The following is a 19,643-nucleotide window of genomic DNA, read 5'->3' as shown; positions in this document are numbered from 1 at the left end:
ACATGTTTTTAGATTACGCGGAAATTCATATTAAAGCCGGCGACGGCGGTAAAGGCGCTGTGACTTTTCGCAGAGAAAAATATGTTCCGAAGGGTGGTCCATCCGGCGGTAACGGAGGTAACGGTGGGGATATAATTTTCGTTGCCAGCGCAAATATCTCCACGCTATTGGATTTTCGATATAAAAAAAATTATTCTGCAAAGAATGGAGCCCCGGGAGGAAGTGCACTTAAAGATGGCAAACGAGGAGATGATATAATCATCAGAATTCCGGTTGGTACGTTTGTTAAAGATTTGCAGACAAAAGAAATTATTTGTGATTTGGATAAAGACAACAAATCTTTTGTCATCGCTAAAGGCGGAAGGGGAGGTAAAGGTAATAGTAATTTTGCAACTGCAACTCGTCAAACTCCGCGTTTTGCTGAACCAGGGACTTCCGGTGAGGAAAGAGATATAATTCTTGAACTTAAACTAATAGCTGATGTAGGTTTAGTAGGTTTTCCAAATGCCGGCAAATCAACTTTTATTTCAAAAGTTTCCTCTGCTAAACCTAAAATAGCGGATTATCCTTTCACTACTCTTAAACCTAATCTTGGTATAGTAAAATATAAAGATTATCAAAGCTTCGTTGTTGCAGATATTCCGGGAATTATTGAAGGAGCCGCAGAAGGGAAGGGGCTTGGTCATCAATTCCTGCGTCATATTGAAAGAACTAAAGTATTATTATTTTTAATTGATATTCAGTCAAAGGATTTTAAAGCTGATTATAAAACTTTAAGTGATGAACTTAAAGCCTTCAGTAAAGCGCTTCCCCAAAAGAAAAAAATAGTAGCTTTGACAAAAGCTGATTTGCTCTCAAAAGATGAGATTAAAAAGTTGACAATTAAAAAATTAAGAAATGCTGATTCTCCTACATTTCTAATCTCGGCAGTTGATGGGACGGGTATGCAAGAAATTCTTGATTATCTGTGGCAAAGTTTATTGCATAATTCCGAATAAACTCAACTAAATTTTTAAACTAAAAATATTATGTTTCGAAAAATTCTATGACTTTAAAAAATTATTTAGCCGTCAGTTTAGTCATTGCGATGACTTCCTTTATTTCATGTGACGATGGTGTAAATATCTTCTCGCAGGAAGATGATGTTCAACTCGGTCAGGAAGTTGTAAATGAAATAAATGGCAATCCGCAGGAGTACCCAATATATCACGGCAATCCAGTTGTAAAGAGCTACATCGAATCACGAATATTCGAGCACATTCTCACTTCTCCTCAAATCGAAAACAAAAATATCTATCCCTATCAAATAGAAATTATTGATGATCCCAATACACTTAATGCTTTTGCATTACCGGGAGGATTTTTATATATCTACACCGGATTATTGAATTATCTTGATTCCGAAGCGGCACTCGCCGGTGTTCTCGGACACGAAATTGCTCATGCTGAACGCAGACATGCGACACAAAGAATGACCGCATATTACGGCGTGTCTTTCTTATTAAGTTTGATACTGGGTGAAAATCCTTCTCAAATAGCAGAGATAGCCGCCAATCTTTTTGTCGGACTTGCTTTCCTTGCTAATAGTCGCTCTGATGAAGATGAAGCGGATGAATTTTCTTTTAATTATTTGGAAGACACCAGATATTATCCGGGTGGTGTGAAATTCTTTTTTGAAAAAATGCGTGATGAAGGTTTAGTCAATTCAGAGGCTGATGAGATAGCAACATTTTTATCAACACATCCTGATCCGATTGAAAGAATAGCAAATACTGATCAAAGATTGAATGATGCTGGGATCAATATTGTTGATTATACAAGCAATATTGATGGAATTTTTAGAGAAGAATATATTGCAAATATTAAAAATCAGTTATCCAAATAATTTCGACCCATTTATTTACAAATTGGAATTATTCGAGGGAGTTTCTATATTTGCACCCGAAAAAATAATTGGCGGGGTAGCTCAGTAGGTTAGAGCAGTGGAATCATAATCCACGTGTCGGGGGTTCGAATCCCTCCCCCGCTACCAATTTAAGGAGAAAGATATGTACTTTGTGTTAACATTTGTCGCATTAATCGTAGCAGTATTATTGATTGTGATGGTTCTTTTACAATCCAGCAAAGGTGGTGGATTAGCGGGGACTTTTGGCGGTGCAGGTGCCGGAGCTATGTTCGGAACAAGACGTACGGCTGATTTTCTTGCCAAAGGAACTTGGTGGCTTGCAGGTGCTTTAGCTGTACTTGCTATTGTAATTAATTTATTCTTCCTTCCGGGTCAAGCTACACCCGAGCAAAGGAGTATTATTCAGGAATCAGGCAGACAAAATTTGCCTACTACCCCAACAGTACCTCAAACGAATCAACCAAATCAATGAAATTAAAGCCCCGCTTTTACGGGGCTTTTTATTCCATTTCACTTAAAGCGATTATTATATCATCCTCAATATTCTTATGCGATCTGGAACTGCCTTTTTGATATTCAAAAATCAAACTAACTATTAAATCATCATTACCTTTTGTTTTGAGATAGCCGGAGAGAGAAGTCACTCCATTAAGTGTTCCGGTTTTGCCATGAAAATTATTTTCTGCATAAGAGCCGGTAAACCTTGAACGTAATGTTCCATCAACACCTGCCACACTTAGTGAATTATAAAAATCTTCAAAACTATTTAAGTTAAAATACATCGATTCCAGAACACCAGCCACAGAGGCGGGGGTAACTTTGTCATATCTTGAAATGCCTGATCCATCCACAATTTCTGTCCCATGCGAATAGATATTATTCTGATCTAAAAAATCCAGTATTGCTTGAGTTGCATAGAAGGAGTTGCCTTCAACATTACTATACTCGGCGCCAATGATTTTGAAGAGACATTCTGCAAGGTAGTTATCGGAATGTTTATTTATCAACGATACAAACTCTCTAAGCGATATTGAAATTTCATCAATCTGTTCACCTCCTATTGGAGTTATATCCTGAACAGCATAGCCGGAAACATTTATCCCTGCATTATCAAGTTTTTCTTTTAAAAGATTTGCAGCGTGAAGCGCCGGTTGTTTAATATCGGCAACGTATTTTTTAGTTCGGCGACCTTTTTTCTTAAATGTAATTATTTGGTTGCGATCAATTATCAAAGAAGAAATGGGTGATAATTTTACCGTACTGACTTCATCATCAATCCAATCTGCCCTGTAATAAGCATCGTCAAAGTAAGATTCGTCTCCGACAATATTTCCAGTGATTTTATTTATTCCCAACTCTTGCAAATGTTTAACAAATAACAGGAGGTCATTTTCAGTTATGGTAGCGTTTCCAAATCCTTTTAGATAAATATTTCCATTTATTACCCCATCCTTAAAATAACTATCATCTGTAAATAATTTCAGTGATATTTTAAAATCACCGCCTAAACTTAATAACGCAACCGATGTGGTGAATAATTTGGTATTGGAAGCTGGAATCATAGTTTGGAAACAATTCAGACTGAAGATTGTATCTTGAGTAAGCGGGTTGAATATTAGAAGTCCCACATTCGTTTTCTCAGAAAGTGATGTTAGTAGATTACTAATCTTTTGTTGTGTTTCCTCTCTGTCTGAGGCGATAAGCTGTACAGAGAAAAATAGAATTGTAATTATTATCTTAAACATATGCGACTCTAATATTCTAAAATATTTATTTTAAGAGAAAGAATTGTTTTAATTTCCAACTACAAAAATTATTAATAGTTTTTATTTATTAACAGCCATTCATTTACTAATTGAAATTTAGAAAGAAATTTATCATGGCAATTAAAAAAAATAACTTGAAAGCATACGAAAATATTGATTTTTTAAATTCTTCCGACGGCAGAATAATCAGGATGCTCTCCGAATATCTTCAACCGCAAAGCAAATTTAGGAAATATAAAATCATTGATACAATTGTTTTTTTTGGTTCTGCAAGACTTAAGTCAAGAAAAGACTCTCTCGCTGAAGTAAAAAAGTTTAATACAATAAATCCGAATACAAATTTCCTCGCCGAGAATTTACGTCAAGCGCAGCAGCTATTGAATATGTCAAAATATTATGAAGACGCTGTTGAACTTTCTAAAAAATTAACAGAGTGGTCGCTTTCACTCGAAACTAATTCGAACAGATTTATTATTTGCTCGGGGGGCGGACCCGGAATTATGGAGGCTGCAAATAAGGGAGCAAAATTAGCTGGAGGTTATTCCATCGGGCTTAACATTAGTATCCCATTCGAACAGTTTGTTAATAAATATGTAACTAAAGATTTAAGTTTTGAATTTCACTATTTCTTTATGAGAAAATTTTGGTTTGCTTACCTTGCGAAAGCTTTAATAGTTTTTCCGGGTGGATTTGGAACGATGGATGAATTTTTTGAAATACTAACTCTTATCCAAACTGAAAAAATAAAAAAGAAAATGTTGCTTATGATATATGACGAAAAATATTGGAAGAGTATAATCAATTTTGAAGCACTAGTAAATAATGGAGTGGTAAGCCGGTCAGACTTGAATAAATTTACATTTTGCAACAACGTTGATGAAGCGTTTCATCAAATTGTAAAATATTTTGAGAAAAACTATTTACGTACAGAAAAAAGAGATGTTACAGAACCAAATATTGATTTAAAATAAAAATTGCCCCGCTGTACGGGGCGAAGAAATTAGAGTGGTAAAAATTCAGGTCTATGTGCTCTTCGAACAGCTTTTAGTTTTTCCTGTCTCTTTTTAACAGAAGGTTTAACAAAGAATGTCCGCTTTTTATATTCTTTTAATATACCCGATCGTTCATATTTCTTTTTGAATCGTCTTAGAGCTTTGTCAATAGATTCGTTATCACCGATGGAAATTCCAACCAAGTTTTATTCACCTCGTTTCAACTTTGATTATGTGGTTAATGATTCAATTAATTTTTTTTGTCCGGATTTTTGGAATTCAACAGAAATGGAATGGTTCCCATCTGAAAGAATTTCTTTAGAAACAACTTTTCCGTAATCGTCCCAATTTTTATGGTAGATCGCTTCACCAATTTCAAAAGATGCTGCCGGAGAATATACTTTGAAAGAATTATTTTCAATACCTTCTAATGATACTTTTGCGGCTCTCTCTTCAAGATTAAAATCAATTACGGTTGTTTGTTTGCACTTTTTACATTTCGCCCATTTCTTATTCTCATTGGCAGCAAAATCACCTGTAATTTCCATTTTTCTGATGCCATTACAGTTGTTGCAAAATGCCTCAACGTTTTTTACTCTTGCCATATTGTTCCTTATCTATTCTTTAACGAGTTCTAAAAATATTCATTATTACGGATTTAAGCAAGGAATTAATTGCCTTTGATCTTCGGTGTTATTACTAATACGGGAATTTTTGAGAATCTGATTACTTTTTCTGCCACACTTCCAATCAAAGTATGTAAAATTCCAGTCCTTCCATGCGTTGCTATTACTATAATATCTATTTTTTTTTCTTCGGAATATTTTATTATTTCTTCATAATCATTACCTTTTCGTATTACAGAAACAACCTCTAAGTTTTTATTCTTAGTTATTTTTTGAACTGTTTCGGTTAATGATTTTTTAGCAGCACTATCAATTTCCTTTAATATTTTATCCTGAGATAGATCCAGCGAACGAATTGCTAATATTGGCGGTGTCTTTTCGAGAACATTTAGAATATGAATTTTTGCGTTATACTTTTCTGCAAGTTCTAAAGCATATTCGGCTGCCGACAAAGATAGTTTAGAAAAGTCTGTTGGTAAAAGGATGTTTTTTATCTTAAACATATTCGCTCCACTTTATGTTATAAAAATTTCTTATTTAGTGATTATTAAGATATAGACTTCGCAGGAATTATTTAGTTAGCCAGAAATCATTTCTTAAATCGAACAAGTTCCCATTTACAAAAGCAAAGCGAATAATATTGTCTTTTAATAATAAAAATTCAGCAGGGCTCTGTAATTTTAATCCACTTTTCAAAGTATCGGCTTCTGTTGTAATCCTAATGGGATATTTATTTTGTGATATTTGATCTACTGTGGCATTGGAAAAAATAATAGTAGTTATTCCTTTAGATAATAAATCTAGATAATCAAGTTTCTCGGGAGGCATTTCAGATAAAGTAAGTTCTTTACCAGATCGAAATTCATAACCGCTGAAGTCAAAGTTGTTATATGCTGAAAATACAGACATGTCCCCAATATCCGAAATAAATGATTTGGTCGAAATCTTATTATTATTATCAAAAATTTATCTTCAGATTGAATTGCTAAATCTGTTTTATAATATTTTTCTTTACAGCACAAAGTTAAATTCCTAAAAATAAAATCACTTAATCTTTCATCGTTAAAAGGGATAGATTCATAAATAGAAATATCTTTTTTGTTAAATGATTTTTCCGCAATTAATTTGAACGCAGAAAGAAGCAGTATAAAATTTATTTTTCTTATGAATTGTCTTTCCGGATCGTTGTGCCACCCGCCTGATTCGATGAGAATAATACTTGTCCCGGACCTTTGAAAATTATCGCCGAAAGCGCGGGGTTCATATTCGTCTGAATACTTGGCTATATGACCCGGTATAAATGAGTTTGCCATCAAATACAATTCGCCAATAAGCTTCATTGCAGAAGCGCGATTTGACGGAATGGATTTTATTTCGTCTATGGGAGGGGCAAGAAATGAAATAGCCGCGGACATAAAACTATTACCCACCGAATAATATTTACTTTGATCGTGCAGGTTAAATCCAAAATCAGCTTTTAGCGAATCAAAGACGTTTTTCAAAATCATGGATTCTGGTGATTCTAACTTTCGGGCATCTCTGTTTAGATCAATCTCTAAAGCATTTCTTCTTTGAAATCTTTCTGCCCCATCCGGATTGACCATAGGCAAAAAATAAATGGTCACATTCTTAAACAGGTTTTCCCGGAATTCGTTGTAATCGTCATTAGCAGAAAGAAAATTTAATATATCAAAGATAGCCGCTGTTGCAGTTGGCTCATCTCCGTGCATTTGAGACCATAAAAATATTTTTGTTTTACCCTTCCCTACCTTAATCAAATTCAGAGAGCGTCCTTCAACAGATTCACCAACTTTAGAAATGTGAAATAACTTATTCTCCGATTGTTTGCGAAGAAGCATTTCAACATTTTTGTGCTTAATCAATCTAGTTTGAATTGATAGTTCTTTATAAAACTCGTGTCGGCTGTATAATGATTGTTCGAACTGAAAATCCTGCGGCATTATTTTTCCAATAAAACATAAAATCAGAATAAGAAAAAATGGAATCAACGTTTCTATCGTGAAGTTAATTCTAAATAATTTATCGGCTTCATCCCAAAATATTATGGAGAGCAGTGAACTAAAAACTGTAAATTAAAAATTACGATGCTGCTGTCTTCGCTCTGTTAAATTTATCTTCCGAAACTCAGTGCAAAAATGTAACGTGAAAAGAAATTTAAATTGAGAATCAATACATAAATCCAAAATTTATCGTGATAAAAAATGTACTGAATGATTTTCTTAAATTTCCTTCCAGACTTTCAACTCCTTCACCAATAAATTGAGTGTAATAATACCGAATGTTCAATCCGATAAGATTTTTTTTATCAAGTCCAAAATTGGCACCAAACCCGACATAACCGTCAAAAGCTAAATGCGTTTTTGTATCTCCAAAAGCTTTAAAAAATTCTTTCTCATAAGGAGTGGTTAATCCAAGTACCGGACCGACTGCTGCATTGATATAGGGACGCAAATTGTCCGATATTATACTTCCAAATACTCTGTATTGCACTCCAAAATTCAATGGCAGAAGAAAGACACGATTTTTTTTACCCACTGTAAAAGTATTCCCAAAATAATCAACATATTGAAACTCTCGATCGTCTTTTGCTTCAGATACAGAAAAATCAACGAATGTAGTTAAGTCCTCTACTGTTTCTCTTCTGTAAAAACCTCCAAAGCCCAATCCACCTTCGCCGAACATAATATCCAATCCTAAAGCGTTGTCAGGAAAGTGCTCCGGTGTTTTTTCGGGTGCAAATTCTCCGATGCCTTGTGGTTTTAAATTGCAAAGAGGAATTAGTAATATTGCCGCAAAGATAATTGATTTCATAGCATTCACTTTTTTTGTTTTAAAAATTAGCTATTAAAAATTCAAATGCAAGGACTTTATTTTTCAATAAGTGCATATTGATCACAATCATTCCGAAGATCAGTATAAATATTAAAATGAGTATTAAATGATTTTAACGAAAGAAAATATTTCAAAGATTGATCTGGATTTATTAATTGAGCAAAAAATTAACTCGGCTAAACTGTCCGAATTACTGATTATTGTTCCGACAAATCGTAAACTACGGCAGCTTCAAAAAGAATTCATAACAAGATCTCCAAACAGTTCAGCTTCTGAAATCAACATTGAAACACTCGGTTCGTTCGTTGTAAAAATTTTGTCTTTTAATAATTCCAAAAGTATTTCTTTATTAAACGAAACGATTGCTTCGGTTCTGTTAAAACACAGCTTCAGAGAATGCAAGCTTAATTATTTTTCTTCATATAAAGGCGAGATTCCTGCCGGTACACTTGAACGGGTACAAAATGTAATTTCTGAATACAATCGTCATGGGATAACTCCGGAGCAACTTGAGAAAGAAGCGGCGCATCTCGAAAAAGCTGAAGCATTAAAGGCAAAAGATATAATCAATGTTTATCGAATTTATTCCCAAAAATGTCACCAACTTAAGGCTGGGGAAATCGGGGATCTCTATTCAGAATTAATCTCAATGAATGAAATTGAATTTCCAAAAGCGTTCAGGCAAATTTATCCCGAAGTTGAATTGATCATAGTAAATGGTTTTGATGAATTCACTTCTCCTGAGATAGAAATTATTAATATGTCCGCATCGGTAAGCAAGAGCAAACTGTTTATAAATTTTGATTACTTTAACGAAAATACATTTATCTTTAATCATCTTGATAAATGTGTTGATAGCCTGACTAAAAAACTGTTTAACATTATTAAAGATTCATCACCGAATTCTGCTTTAACCTTTCAAAAAGCAGTAAAGGAGAATCTATTTCTTAATAAAGGTAGGGCTATCACTACATACAAAGATTTGATTACAGAACTCTGTGCCTCGAATCGTCAAAAGGAAATTGAAATTATCGCAAAAGAAATTAAGTCAATTATTATAAGTGAAAAAATTCCACCAGCAAATATTTGCGTCGTTTTTAATCTTATAACAAAATACTCACCCTTGATCAGATATACTTTTAATCAATATGAAATTCCGTTCAACTTGACTGACAGAATTCCCTTAAACACGTGCATACCTGTAATTTCAATAGTAAATTTTCTCGAAATTCTGGAGAATGATTTTTATTACAGAAATATATTCCGTGCATTAAACAACAGCTACATAAACGTCGGGGAGGTGGATCTATCAAATTTGTTAAAGGTTTCAATTGAACTTAAAATAATTTCAGGGTATGATAACTGGAGTAATTCGATACAAACCGCATTAAAAACTGGAATGTACGAATATGATGATTATACTGATACGGAGCGTGAAGCAAGAATACTAAACAAGGCATTGAAAGACATTAATTTGATTTATGATATACTTAACCCATTTCATAAAAATCTTTCTATTAACGAATTCAAAACAGAATTTAGAAAATTTATTTTGTCATCTGGAGTATTAAAGAACCTGCTTGGGGGGGATGACAAGAACATTGAATTGAACGTACGTGGATTCAATAAATTTTTATCAGTCGTTGAAGAGTTATTCGAGGTTCTAAAACTTGAGGAAGGAATTGATAAAACTTTCCCGCTGAAATATTTCCTCAATAATATTCGGAATGCTGTAAACGCAGCCCGTTATAATGTCCACGAAATTCCCGGCTATGGTGTTCAAATTACTACACTGGATGAAATACGCGGACTTACATTTGACTATCTTTTCATCGCGGCAATGAACGACGGTGATCTGCCGACGAAGTACTCCCCCGAAATATTTTTTTCGGGTTCGTTTCGAAAGAAAGAAGAAATTCATCAAACTGAAGAACGATACAGATTTTATCAGGCACTATGTTCATGGCGAAAGAAATTATACTTTTCATTAAGTGATTCAGATGATAAAGCTCAACTTGTTGAATCAAATTTCCTTTCAGAATTCAAACAGTCTTTTCAGATTGGAAAGAAGGATGAGAAAAGTTTTGATTCATTAGTTTCGCGGCTAATCGGAAAGAATAGTGTTGATGATGATCAGGTAATCCTGCAGGCAAAAAAAATGGAATCAGCATTGAAGAAATTTTAGAAAAAATAGTAGCTGACAAAGAAAGGCTTGAGGGGTGGGAAGCAATTCTATTTACGGCGGAAATATCTGCTCAAACATATCGTCTGAAGCTAAATCAAAGCTTGAATCATTTAAGGGTAATATTTATTCAACATCACAGCTTGAAACTTATGCCAAATGTCCATTCAAGTATTTTGCCGAAAGAGTTTTGAAACTTGAACCTCCTCAAAAGCCATCTGAAGATTTTGAAGCACTTGAAATGGGCAGCCTCCTCCACAAAATTCTATACGAGTTTTATACTAAATTGACTAAGCAAAAAATAATTCTCGCCGGTTGTTCGGAAAAGGATTTTCAGAAAGCAAAAAAACTTTTATTTGAGACAGCGCGACAAAATATCAGCGAGGCAAACTTCAAATCATTCTTTTCATTTTATGATCAGGAAAAAATTCTCGGGATTAATGGCATTGAACAAAATTCAATACTCTATCAGTTTCTATTGCAGGAAAGAAACTCCGACACTGGTTTTGTTCCAATGTTTTTTGAAACCGCATTTGGCGAATTGGAGAAAGATAATTCAAAACAAAATCAACAAATAAAAATTAAAACCGGGAATACATTTCTGCGAGGGAAAATAGATAGGATTGATATAAATGAGAAGGATGGTGTATTCAGTATCGTTGATTACAAGCTCGGAGGTAAAAAGCCAAAAACTGATGAACTGACCCTGGGTCTTTCATTGCAGATTCCGCTTTATATGTTAGCTGCCTCTGAACTAATTAAATCGCAATTGAATAAGGATATGAAACCGCAGCACGGCTATATCTATTCATTAAAGTTTTCTGAGAAGGAATTCGGGAAAAAAATTGTAAGCTTGCTAAAAGCGGCAGATAAAAAATCTGATGAAGAACTGATCAACTCGAACAATGAAATGATTAAAATTTGTATTGAAGCAATTGATAAATATTCTTTACTTATTTCCGAAGGAAAATTTAATCTTAGCACTCTTGTGGACCGCGAGAATAAAATTTGCGGTTTCTGTAATTTCCGTTCTGTCTGCAGAATTCAGGAAGTTGATGGATAATGCATCAACGTTTGTGATTATCTGGTTTGAATTCAGATTTAATTTGATGTAGGTTTGTTTAACATAAATAAATATTTGAGCAGACAATGAGAAGAAGTATAGTTTTAATTTTAGTTTTTGCATTTGGATTTTCCTTTGCACAGCAAAAAAGTTTTGTTGAAGAAAACAGACAAATAAGAATTTCAGAAAAAGAAAGTTTTGAAAAGGGGAAACAGTACTTTGATATTGACTATCCCGGTGATCCGCAAATTGATATCACGTATTACAAATTAAATTTGTTTATTGATTACACCAGCCCTTTCATTTTAGGCGAGGTAAATATTGATTGTGAAATTAGTGACAGCGCAGCATCAACTAATTTTATCTTTCTTGATTTACAAAATTCGTTAACAGTTGACTCTGTTCTTATTTCTGGAACTCCACTCCTCTTTACTCATTCAGACGGAAAAATAAATATCACACTTGATAGAACTTACTCTGCCGGTGAAAAATTATTTTTAATTATAATATATGACGGGAACCCCCGGCTCCAGCGGCTTCGGCAGTTTTGAATATGACACTCATAATTCAATACCAACAATTTATACACTGAGCGAGCCATACGGCGCAAGCGATTGGTTTCCGTGTAAAGATACACCTGCAGACAAAGCTGATTCATCGGATGTTTGGGTAACTATTGATACAAGCCTCACTCCGGTTTCAAACGGAAGCTTAATAGAAGTTATTAATAATTTTGATGGTACTCATACCTATAAATGGAACAATAGTTATCCGATTTCCCACTACCTTATTTCTTTAGCGATACCTAATTTCTTTTTGTACGAGCAGACTTTTAATTATGAAACATACTCAATGCCTGTCACTCATTATGTTTATCCAGAATCATTCACGCCATCAGTGCAGGCGGTTTTGGATAAAACCACTGATATGCTCGAAATATATTCCGATAGATTTGGTATTTATCCTTTCATAAATGAAAAATACGGACACGCAGAATTTGGCTGGGGTGGGGGAATGGAACATCAGACTATTACTTCCGTCGGTGGTTATTCCGATCTGCTCGTCGCACACGAACTTGCTCATCAATGGTACGGCGATATGATCACCTGCAAAGATTGGCATCACATCTGGCTTAATGAAGGCTTTGCTACTTATCTTGAAGGTATTTACCTTGAGGCTGTAAATGGAACAACAGGGTACAAAAATTATATGAACGGTGAAATGTCGAATGCGAAAAATGCGCAGGGTTCGATTTGGGTCGAAGACATTACAGACATCGGTGAAATTTTTAATGGTGCGAGAAGTTATTCTAAAGGCGCAACTGTTTTGCACATGCTAAGAGGTGTGGTTGGTGATAGTATCTTCTTTAAAATCATGAAAGATTATGCTAATGATCCAGTTCTCAAATATGATGTTGCTGTAACAGAAGATTTTCAAAGAGTTGCCGAAGAGGTTTCCGGAATGGACCTGAACTACTTTTTTCAGGAATGGATTTATGGCGAAAATTATCCTCACTACACTGTTACCTGGAGCAGCGAAAAAAAATCAGGCAACACATATTTTGTCCATTTGAATTTTGAGCAGCAGGTTAATTCAAATCCTGCTTTTTTTACAATGCCGATTAAAATTAAAATTACTACTGCGGAAGGCGATACAACCCTTACAATATTTAATGATCAGCAGGTGCAGCCGTTTGATTTAACAGTGCAAGGTGAAGTTAGTAGTGTTTCTTTCGATCCTGATAATTTCATTTTAAAAACGCTGACAATAGTGGCAATATTTACAGATGTTGATGATCAAATTCAGCTTTTCAATTATTCACTTGAGCAGAACTATCCCAATCCATTCAATCCAACAACAAAAATAAAATATACGATCCCTTCTACTCCAATCTATTTGCAGAAGGGTCCTGGAAGTAACGTTATTATTTATGATGTACTCGGTAACGAAATAGCTACACTCGTAAATGAACAGCAGCAGCCCGGCAATTACGAAGTTGAATTTGAAGGACAGGCTTTCAACCTTTCAAGCGGTGTGTATTATTATCAACTGCGTGCCGGCAGCTTTATCAGCACAAAGAAGATGATTTTGATGCAATAGCTTTTGTTTACTTTTAAACTACCCGATCAGGAAATCCATAAACCGGTCGGGCATTTTTTATTTAATGAAGTGCTCATCATTTCCTATCTTCACAAAATTCTTTTTTAACAATAAAAATATTTATGAACTTTATTCTTAAAAAAATATCCTCGGCTTGGAATCTCCTTCGTCTTGGGATAGCTGGTGAAGATGCAAACATCTTGACAGGAAATATTGACCGTGCAATTATTCTGCTTGCGATTCCGATGACTCTTGAAATGGTTATGGAATCGCTCTTTGCCGTAGTTGATATTTTCTTTGTTAGTAAAATTGGTGTGAATGCAATTGCCGCAGTAGGGTTAACTGAATCACTAATGACAATTACATATTCGCTTGGGTGGGGTTTGGCTTTGGGCACCACTGCAATGATTGCAAGACGTGTCGGGGAAAAAGATAACGAGGGTGCATCAATTGCAGCGGTGCAGTCAATCTATCTTGCATTTATTATTGCTGGACCGATTATGATTGCAGGACTTCTATTTGCGGAAGATTTCTTAAGATTGATGGGTGCATCAGAAATGATTATTGCAGAGGGGGCGGGATATACAAGACTTATTTTTGGCAGCAACATAATAGTTATCCTGTTATTTCTGATTAACGGGATTTTCCGCGGTGCCGGTGATGCTGCTCTTGCAATGCGTTCGTTGTGGATTGCGAACTCTATTAATATCATTCTTGATCCGATGTTCATTTTCGGTATTGGTCCTTTTCCCGAATGGGGAATTGAAGGTGCGGCAATCGCAACAGTAATCGGACGCGCAGTTGGTATTTGTTACCAGGTTTATCATCTGGCGAAGGGAAGGGGCATTGTTAAAATTCACAGTGGCAACTGGCAGTACAAAAATGATATTGTTGTAAGACTTGTTAGACTTTCTTCGGGAGTTACTGCCCAGTTTATTATTGGTTCGGCGAGCTGGATTTTTCTGATGAGGATTATGTCAACATTTGGAAGTGTTGCTCTTGCAGGTTACACTATTGCAATTAGAATTATAATATTTACAATTCTGCCTGCGTGGGGGTTTTCAAATGCAGCCGCCACAATGGTAGGACAAAACCTTGGCGCACTTCAACCTGAACGTGCTGAAAAATCTGTCTGGCGTACGGGGTTCTTCAATGCAATTTTTATGGGAATTGTGATGATCGTATTCCTATTCTTCTCGGATGATATTGCCGATTTTTTTACTGACGAAAAGGAGGTGGTTAAGTCTGCGGCGCAATGTTTAAATATATTTTCACTTGGATACTTTTCTTACGCATTTGGGATGGTGCTCGTGCAGGCGTTTAACGGGGCGGGTGATACACGCACTCCAACTATTATGAATCTCGTCATTTACTGGCTGATGCAGATACCGCTTGCTTATTTATTATCGGTGCAGCTTTCTTTAGGTGCACCGGGGGTTTATTGGACGGTGGTAATTTGCGAAACTCTATTTTCTATTGCTGGATATTTCTTATTTAAGAAAGGGAAGTGGAAAACGATTAAGGTTTGATAATTCCCGAAGAAATAGAACGCAGATTCCGCAGATCAGGCAGATTTACGCAGATTGATTGTTATACTTGCTTTGGTGATCGGATGCATGATGTTTTTGAATTAATAGGAGTAAATGTTTCAGGAATATTTTTTCTTTAGTTCCTGCAGCTCCTCCGAAAAAGCGGCGAGTTTATTAACCAGGATATCTGCTCCCACATATGGAATAAAAATAGTACCTCTTGCCACACCCGAAGAAATAAGATCCAACGTTGGGATTTTAGGAATAAAACGAAAGAGCTTATTGAAAGCCTTGATGGAAGAAAAGAAAATTGAACGAGAATTATAGCGTTTCAAGTTTCTGAATTTTTCGTCTCACCTCCTTCTTCTCGCATTTTTTGGCTCACATTTCTCTTCTTTCATTCAACATTTATCATTTTATTAAACTTCTTGTCTCTCGCTTCTTGCCTGCTTAAGTTTGAATAAAGAAATCTGATTATGAAAATAATTCAAAAACCAAAACCCGGCGAATATCCTCAATATGCTTCTATGTATATTGATCTGCTTCCCGATGACGGACTAGTGTTAATGCACATGGAAGAAAATTTCAGGTTAACAAGAAACTTTATTCTATCACTGCCTGAAGAAAAGCTGCTTTACCATTATGCCCCGGGCAAATGGACTATAAAAGAAATCCTTGTCCATATTATTGATGACGAAAGAATTTATTCATACCGTGCAATGCGTTTTGCAAGAAATGATAAAACAAAGCTCCCGGGTTTTGAGCAGGACGATTTTGCGCTTCACTCAAATGCAAATGAGAGGGAACTGAAAAATATATTTGAGGAATACGAGGCCGTGCGCAAATCAACAATAACACTTTTTAACGGGCTGGATAATGAAGCACTGATCAGGGAAGGTACTGCCGACGGCAACAAAGCAACAGTGCGGGCATTGGCTTATCACATTGCCGGACACGAGCTTCACCACATATCTTTTATTAAAGAAAATTATCTTTAACCGCAAATATCCGGCGCTTACCTGAATTGCTTCGACTGAATAGCAGTCTTCCCTCTTGCTTCTTTCGTCTCACGTTCGACATTTTTGAATTTTGAAATCATATTATCTTTTTACTTTAATCTTTTATCTTCATTAACATCTTGTCTCTCGCTTCTTTCCCATTAATTTCCCTGTTGACAAATCCTCCACGCAATGGATGATTATCAGAAATTCTATGTGTTATTTTACCGGCAGTATTACAAGAAATTTGTAAGAATGAAAACAGTAAAACTAACTACAAACAGAAAAGTAACACCTGAAACGAGCAAACCGATTACCGGGGAATTCATTAGAACTATTATTGGCTGCCTTGAAATGAAAGGAAAGAGATTATTGAAAGTTTTGATGGAGGGGAAGAAAATTGAACGAATTGTTTAGATTTTTCAGGGTAAATAACTTTAAAAGTTGATTATAGAATTTCTTATGCAGAATCACTTAGGTTAGTCTGTAATTTCAAAAAAATTACATTGATTGGAATCTGATCTGTATCGGAGAAATCGTTTAGAAAATGTCTCATCAATTTTAATCCCACCAAAATTATTTATGTTCGTTTTGATCTGTGGAATGCAGTAAGATTGAATTTGTTCTCTTATCTGATTTGTATTAAAGCGAATAATGTTCCAACCGAGAGAAGCTAAATCATTATTCCGAATATTGTCTTTTGATGCAGCTTCAGGATTGTGATGCCACTTATCACCATCTGTTTCAATATCAATTTTACCTTTCATACAATAAACTGCAAAATCTAAAAAGTAAAATTTTTGCTCAACCTGAATTAACTCTTGTCGCTCGGCTTCAATTTCATTTTGTTTAAGTGCTGCCCAAAGTTTGTCCTCAAGAGTGCTTCCGTCGTAGAGATCATTTATCTCAGTTGCTTTAAGAAATTTATCGAGTGTTGTTTGTATGAAAACGATTCTACGCCATCTGCGACTTAGAATTGGTTTAGGTAAAGCAAGTAATTCATTAAAAGATATTTTGTAATAGAGCGCATTTGTTTTTGGATTCTCTTTTCATTTGGAAAAAGTGTCTTACGGGAGACTTCGGATATCGCTGTGATTTTTGCATAGTGACTAATCATAAAAGAATTATTTTTAACACCCCCGGATTGATAAAAACCAATCCACTTAGGTGGCCAACGTCTCTTTAAAAGTTTTCCAGCTTTATCAATAGGAATACGATACCAATGTTGATCTCGAATGATTTCGAAATCTCTATTGTTATTTATAATTCCAACTAATAATCTTTCTTGAATACTCATACAAATAATTTTACTAATTTTAATTAAAAGAATAATTAAATATATGAAATCATTATTCCAAAGAGTTTACTCGAAGGCAGAATCTAAGTCAAACTATGAATCGCGCATTTTACTCAAGTACAATTTCTGAATTTCTAAATTCATCAGATGAAGAGATAATAGGTAGGCTAAGTTTAAATAGTCCTTTTTCTGATCAATTAACCCAGAAACATTCTTGGCTAGAAGAAATCAAAATATTAAAAGCAGTTTTAGAGGCGTATAGAGAAAATGGTTCAATTTATCTTGAGTTTTCAATCCCACGTATGGGTCAACGAATTGATGCAGTTGTACTTATTGGCTCAGTTATTTTTGTTTTAGAGTTTAAGATTGGTGAAAAAGAATTTACTTCTTATGCTATTGATCAAGTGATGGATTATGCTTTAGACTTGAAAAACTTTCACGAAACGAGTCACCAACAATTTATCGCCCCTATTTTAATTGCCACAAAGGCAAAGCACTCATATACAACAGTATCACCAACACCACACAATGATAAATTACTTTACCCAATTAATAGCAATGTAGAATTATTATCGGAAGTTATTAAAGATGTTCTAAAATTTTGCGATGGCGAAGTAATTGAAAAGGAATATTGGGAAAGTGGTCATTACAAACCAACACCCACTATTATAGAAGCGGCAAAGGCTTTGTATTTTGGTCACTCTGTAAGTGAAATATCACGTAGTGATGCAAGCGCAATTAATATCAGCAGAACATCTGAAGAAATTTATAAGATTATAGACTTCTTAAAAATAGAAAGAAGAAAATCTATTTGTTTTGTGACGGGTGTGCCGGGGGCTGGTAAAACCCTTGTAGGATTAAATATTGCAAATAAATATTCTGATGAAAAGAATGAATTGTACAGTGTTTTCTTATCTGGGAATGGACCGCTTGTAAAAATTCTGAAAGAAGCTTTAGTTAGAGATAAAGTTAAACGTGATAAGGAACTCGGAATAAGAACAAAAAAGGGTGTAGTACACAGTGCAGTTAAATCTAAAATTCAAAATGTACACAACTTTAGAGATGATTGTTTAACTGATCTAAGTACCCCACCTGAACACGTTGCATTGTTTGATGAAGCCCAGAGAGCTTGGACTTTAGAGCAAACATCAAACTTTATGAAACGTAAAAAAATAAACCAAATTTTAAGCAATCAGAACCAGAATTTCTCATTTCGTGTTTAGATCGACATAAGGACTGGGCTGTTGTAGTCTGTTTAGTTGGTGGCGGTCAAGAGATAAATACTGGCGAAGCAGGCATAAGCGAGTGGATAAATTCGATTCAATCTTCTTTTAAAGATTGGGATGTCTATATTTCTTCAAGACTCACTGATAGTGAATATGGAGCAGGCGATACAATAGATAATTTAAATGGAAGAACGAATATTACCTTTAATGATTCATTACACCTTTCTGTTTCTATGCGTTCATTCCGTGCAGAAAACGTTTCATTATTAATAAAACAAATTCTTGATTTAATGTTGATGATGCAAAATCAACACTTAAAAATATTAATTCAAATTATCCCATTGTAATAACCCGAGATTTGTCTAAAGCAAAACAATGGCTTAAAGAACAAGCAAGAGGAACAGAGCGATATGGGATTGTTGTTTCTTCGCAGGCTGAGAGACTAAAGCCTGAATGCATTTTTGTAAAATCACCAATGGATCCCGTTCATTGGTTTCTTGAAGAAAAAGAAGATGTTCGATCTTCTTATTATCTGGAAGATGTTGCTACTGAGTTTGAGGTACAAGGCTTAGAACTTGATTGGGTTTGCGTTACATGGGATGCAGATTTTAGATTTACAAAAAATGGTTGGCAACATTGGTCGTTCAGAGGAAATCGTTGGCAAAGAATTAATAAACTCGAAAGACAGGTTTATCTGAAGAATGCTTATAGAGTACTGTTAACCCGCGCTCGACAAGGGATGGTGATTGTTGTTCCACCAGGAGACAAAGATGATCATACTCGCCCTCCTTCATTTTATGATTCAACTTTTGAGTACTTGAAAGAAATTGGATTTAAAGAATTATAATATTAAAAATCTAACAAAATTTTAACAATTCCGCCACTCTTCTTTTCTTAGATTCCGGGTCAATCCGCCGCGGCGGACGTAGTGACAGGGCAGGGCTTATATTTTTTAGCTAAGCAACACACCCCTTCCTTTCCCCTCTCGAGAGGGGAATTTACACACCTTTTTGAGACAGCTACCATAGAGATAGCTTCGCCAGTATGAAACAGAACCTTAAAAAGTCTAACAAAATTTTAACAATACCACCAATATTTTTTAGTT

Annotated in this window: 19 protein-coding genes, 1 tRNA gene and 2 pseudogenes; 14 read left to right on the top strand and 8 right to left on the bottom strand. The window is 35.0% G+C overall.

Going from position 1 to position 19,643, the window contains the following annotated elements:
• Window positions 1-2: 2 nt before the first annotated feature.
• The 4 genes from obgE (at window position 3) to secG (ending at window position 2,378) form a co-directional block, all read left to right on the top strand.
• Window positions 3-998, top strand: coding sequence for a GTPase ObgE (obgE, locus tag IPH11_04410; protein MBK6912930.1), 996 nt, complete (start codon window positions 3-5; stop codon window positions 996-998).
• A 47-nt stretch (window positions 999-1,045) separates the two neighbouring features.
• On the top strand, window positions 1,046-1,885 hold the full coding sequence (locus tag IPH11_04405; GenBank protein ID MBK6912929.1) for a M48 family metalloprotease: 840 nt from the start codon (window positions 1,046-1,048) through the stop codon (window positions 1,883-1,885).
• 70 nt (window positions 1,886-1,955) lie between these two features.
• Window positions 1,956-2,032, top strand: a tRNA-Met gene (locus tag IPH11_04400).
• A 16-nt stretch (window positions 2,033-2,048) separates the two neighbouring features.
• Complete coding sequence (gene secG, locus IPH11_04395) at window positions 2,049-2,378, top strand: preprotein translocase subunit SecG (protein MBK6912928.1); 330 nt, start codon at window positions 2,049-2,051, stop codon at window positions 2,376-2,378.
• Between the two features lie 28 nt (window positions 2,379-2,406).
• On the opposite strand, the gene dacB is transcribed toward secG, so the two are convergent.
• On the bottom strand, window positions 2,407-3,651 hold the full coding sequence (gene dacB / locus IPH11_04390) for a D-alanyl-D-alanine carboxypeptidase/D-alanyl-D-alanine-endopeptidase (GenBank protein ID MBK6912927.1): 1,245 nt from the start codon (window positions 3,649-3,651) through the stop codon (window positions 2,407-2,409).
• Between the two features lie 134 nt (window positions 3,652-3,785).
• Between dacB and IPH11_04385 the strand changes: the two genes are divergently transcribed.
• Window positions 3,786-4,643, top strand: coding sequence for a TIGR00730 family Rossman fold protein (locus IPH11_04385; GenBank protein ID MBK6912926.1), 858 nt, complete (start codon window positions 3,786-3,788; stop codon window positions 4,641-4,643).
• 29 nt (window positions 4,644-4,672) lie between these two features.
• Here the strand turns inward: IPH11_04385 and rpsU are convergent, their stop codons facing one another.
• The 6 genes from rpsU to IPH11_04355 form a co-directional block, all read right to left on the bottom strand.
• Entirely contained in the window at window positions 4,673-4,867 is a 195-nt protein-coding gene (rpsU, locus tag IPH11_04380; GenBank protein MBK6912925.1) for a 30S ribosomal protein S21, read from the bottom strand.
• A gap of 27 nt (window positions 4,868-4,894) precedes the next feature.
• Window positions 4,895-5,269 (bottom strand): hypothetical protein, encoded by a 375-nt coding sequence (locus IPH11_04375; GenBank protein MBK6912924.1) that lies wholly within the window; start codon window positions 5,267-5,269, stop codon window positions 4,895-4,897.
• Window positions 5,270-5,334: 65 nt separating this feature from the next.
• Window positions 5,335-5,793, bottom strand: coding sequence for a universal stress protein (locus IPH11_04370; GenBank protein ID MBK6912923.1), 459 nt, complete (start codon window positions 5,791-5,793; stop codon window positions 5,335-5,337).
• 67 nt (window positions 5,794-5,860) lie between these two features.
• Window positions 5,861-6,118: a hypothetical protein gene (locus tag IPH11_04365; protein ID MBK6912922.1), complete on the bottom strand. Its 258-nt coding sequence runs from the start codon at window positions 6,116-6,118 to the stop codon at window positions 5,861-5,863.
• Window positions 6,091-7,251, bottom strand: a complete 1,161-nt coding sequence (locus tag IPH11_04360; protein ID MBK6912921.1) for a hypothetical protein — start codon at window positions 7,249-7,251, stop codon at window positions 6,091-6,093. Before IPH11_04360 ends, IPH11_04365 begins: the two co-directional genes overlap by 28 nt.
• A gap of 226 nt (window positions 7,252-7,477) precedes the next feature.
• Entirely contained in the window at window positions 7,478-8,122 is a 645-nt protein-coding gene (locus IPH11_04355; protein ID MBK6912920.1) for a hypothetical protein, read from the bottom strand.
• A 127-nt stretch (window positions 8,123-8,249) separates the two neighbouring features.
• Between IPH11_04355 and IPH11_04350 the strand changes: the two genes are divergently transcribed.
• The 8 genes from IPH11_04350 to IPH11_04315 all read left to right on the top strand — a co-directional run bounded on the left by IPH11_04350 (window position 8,250) and on the right by IPH11_04315 (window position 16,432).
• On the top strand, window positions 8,250-10,328 hold the full coding sequence (locus IPH11_04350; GenBank protein ID MBK6912919.1) for an exodeoxyribonuclease V subunit gamma: 2,079 nt from the start codon (window positions 8,250-8,252) through the stop codon (window positions 10,326-10,328).
• Window positions 10,329-10,362: 34 nt separating this feature from the next.
• Window positions 10,363-11,388 carry a PD-(D/E)XK nuclease family protein gene (locus IPH11_04345; protein MBK6912918.1) on the top strand — a complete coding sequence of 342 codons (1,026 nt, stop codon included), beginning with the start codon at window positions 10,363-10,365 and terminating at the stop codon, window positions 11,386-11,388.
• A gap of 86 nt (window positions 11,389-11,474) precedes the next feature.
• Window positions 11,475-11,939 (top strand): hypothetical protein, encoded by a 465-nt coding sequence (locus IPH11_04340; protein ID MBK6912917.1) that lies wholly within the window; start codon window positions 11,475-11,477, stop codon window positions 11,937-11,939.
• Window positions 11,899-13,488 carry a T9SS type A sorting domain-containing protein gene (locus IPH11_04335; GenBank protein ID MBK6912916.1) on the top strand — a complete coding sequence of 530 codons (1,590 nt, stop codon included), beginning with the start codon at window positions 11,899-11,901 and terminating at the stop codon, window positions 13,486-13,488. The genes IPH11_04340 and IPH11_04335 overlap by 41 nt, the downstream gene beginning before the upstream one ends.
• A 122-nt stretch (window positions 13,489-13,610) precedes the next feature.
• Window positions 13,611-15,017 carry an MATE family efflux transporter gene (locus IPH11_04330; protein MBK6912915.1) on the top strand — a complete coding sequence of 469 codons (1,407 nt, stop codon included), beginning with the start codon at window positions 13,611-13,613 and terminating at the stop codon, window positions 15,015-15,017.
• A 114-nt stretch (window positions 15,018-15,131) separates the two neighbouring features.
• Window positions 15,132-15,344: a hypothetical protein gene (locus IPH11_04325; protein MBK6912914.1), complete on the top strand. Its 213-nt coding sequence runs from the start codon at window positions 15,132-15,134 to the stop codon at window positions 15,342-15,344.
• A 149-nt stretch (window positions 15,345-15,493) separates the two neighbouring features.
• The gene (locus tag IPH11_04320; GenBank protein ID MBK6912913.1) at window positions 15,494-16,015 is read left to right on the top strand and encodes a DinB family protein; all 522 of its coding nucleotides are present in this window, start codon (window positions 15,494-15,496) and stop codon (window positions 16,013-16,015) included.
• Window positions 16,016-16,270: 255 nt separating this feature from the next.
• Window positions 16,271-16,432 (top strand): hypothetical protein, encoded by a 162-nt coding sequence (locus IPH11_04315; protein ID MBK6912912.1) that lies wholly within the window; start codon window positions 16,271-16,273, stop codon window positions 16,430-16,432.
• Window positions 16,433-16,494: 62 nt separating this feature from the next.
• On the opposite strand, the pseudogene IPH11_04310 reads toward IPH11_04315, so the two are convergent.
• Window positions 16,495-17,312 (bottom strand): annotated as a pseudogene (locus IPH11_04310) (DUF559 domain-containing protein).
• Between the two features lie 95 nt (window positions 17,313-17,407).
• Here IPH11_04310 and IPH11_04305 point away from each other — a divergent pair.
• Window positions 17,408-19,385: pseudogene (locus IPH11_04305) on the top strand (DUF2075 domain-containing protein).
• The last annotated feature ends 258 nt before the right edge of the window (window positions 19,386-19,643 follow it).

This window comes from Ignavibacteriales bacterium (assembly GCA_016709155.1).
Taxonomy (GTDB): domain Bacteria; phylum Bacteroidota; class Ignavibacteria; order Ignavibacteriales; family Ignavibacteriaceae; genus JADJEI01.
This window is presented reverse-complemented; position numbering and strand designations above follow the sequence as displayed.

Excerpts from the sequence above, each read along its gene's own strand:
- IPH11_04365 (MBK6912922.1), bottom strand. The coding sequence starts at position 6,118 with ATGCCTCCCGAGAAACTTGATTATCTAGATTTATTATCTAAAGGAATA.
- IPH11_04405 (MBK6912929.1), top strand. The coding sequence starts at position 1,046 with ATGACTTTAAAAAATTATTTAGCCGTCAGTTTAGTCATTGCGATGACT.
- IPH11_04315 (MBK6912912.1), top strand. The coding sequence starts at position 16,271 with ATGAAAACAGTAAAACTAACTACAAACAGAAAAGTAACACCTGAAACG.
- IPH11_04330 (MBK6912915.1), top strand. The coding sequence starts at position 13,611 with ATGAACTTTATTCTTAAAAAAATATCCTCGGCTTGGAATCTCCTTCGT.
- IPH11_04350 (MBK6912919.1), top strand. The coding sequence starts at position 8,250 with ATGATTTTAACGAAAGAAAATATTTCAAAGATTGATCTGGATTTATTA.
- IPH11_04335 (MBK6912916.1), top strand. The coding sequence starts at position 11,899 with ATGACGGGAACCCCCGGCTCCAGCGGCTTCGGCAGTTTTGAATATGAC.
- IPH11_04320 (MBK6912913.1), top strand. The coding sequence starts at position 15,494 with ATGAAAATAATTCAAAAACCAAAACCCGGCGAATATCCTCAATATGCT.
- IPH11_04370 (MBK6912923.1), bottom strand. The coding sequence starts at position 5,793 with ATGTTTAAGATAAAAAACATCCTTTTACCAACAGACTTTTCTAAACTA.
- IPH11_04375 (MBK6912924.1), bottom strand. The coding sequence starts at position 5,269 with ATGGCAAGAGTAAAAAACGTTGAGGCATTTTGCAACAACTGTAATGGC.
- IPH11_04340 (MBK6912917.1), top strand. The coding sequence starts at position 11,475 with ATGAGAAGAAGTATAGTTTTAATTTTAGTTTTTGCATTTGGATTTTCC.
- IPH11_04355 (MBK6912920.1), bottom strand. The coding sequence starts at position 8,122 with ATGAAATCAATTATCTTTGCGGCAATATTACTAATTCCTCTTTGCAAT.
- obgE (MBK6912930.1), top strand. The coding sequence starts at position 3 with ATGTTTTTAGATTACGCGGAAATTCATATTAAAGCCGGCGACGGCGGT.
- IPH11_04325 (MBK6912914.1), top strand. The coding sequence starts at position 15,132 with ATGTTTCAGGAATATTTTTTCTTTAGTTCCTGCAGCTCCTCCGAAAAA.
- secG (MBK6912928.1), top strand. The coding sequence starts at position 2,049 with ATGTACTTTGTGTTAACATTTGTCGCATTAATCGTAGCAGTATTATTG.
- dacB (MBK6912927.1), bottom strand. The coding sequence starts at position 3,651 with ATGTTTAAGATAATAATTACAATTCTATTTTTCTCTGTACAGCTTATC.
- IPH11_04385 (MBK6912926.1), top strand. The coding sequence starts at position 3,786 with ATGGCAATTAAAAAAAATAACTTGAAAGCATACGAAAATATTGATTTT.
- IPH11_04360 (MBK6912921.1), bottom strand. The coding sequence starts at position 7,251 with ATGCCGCAGGATTTTCAGTTCGAACAATCATTATACAGCCGACACGAG.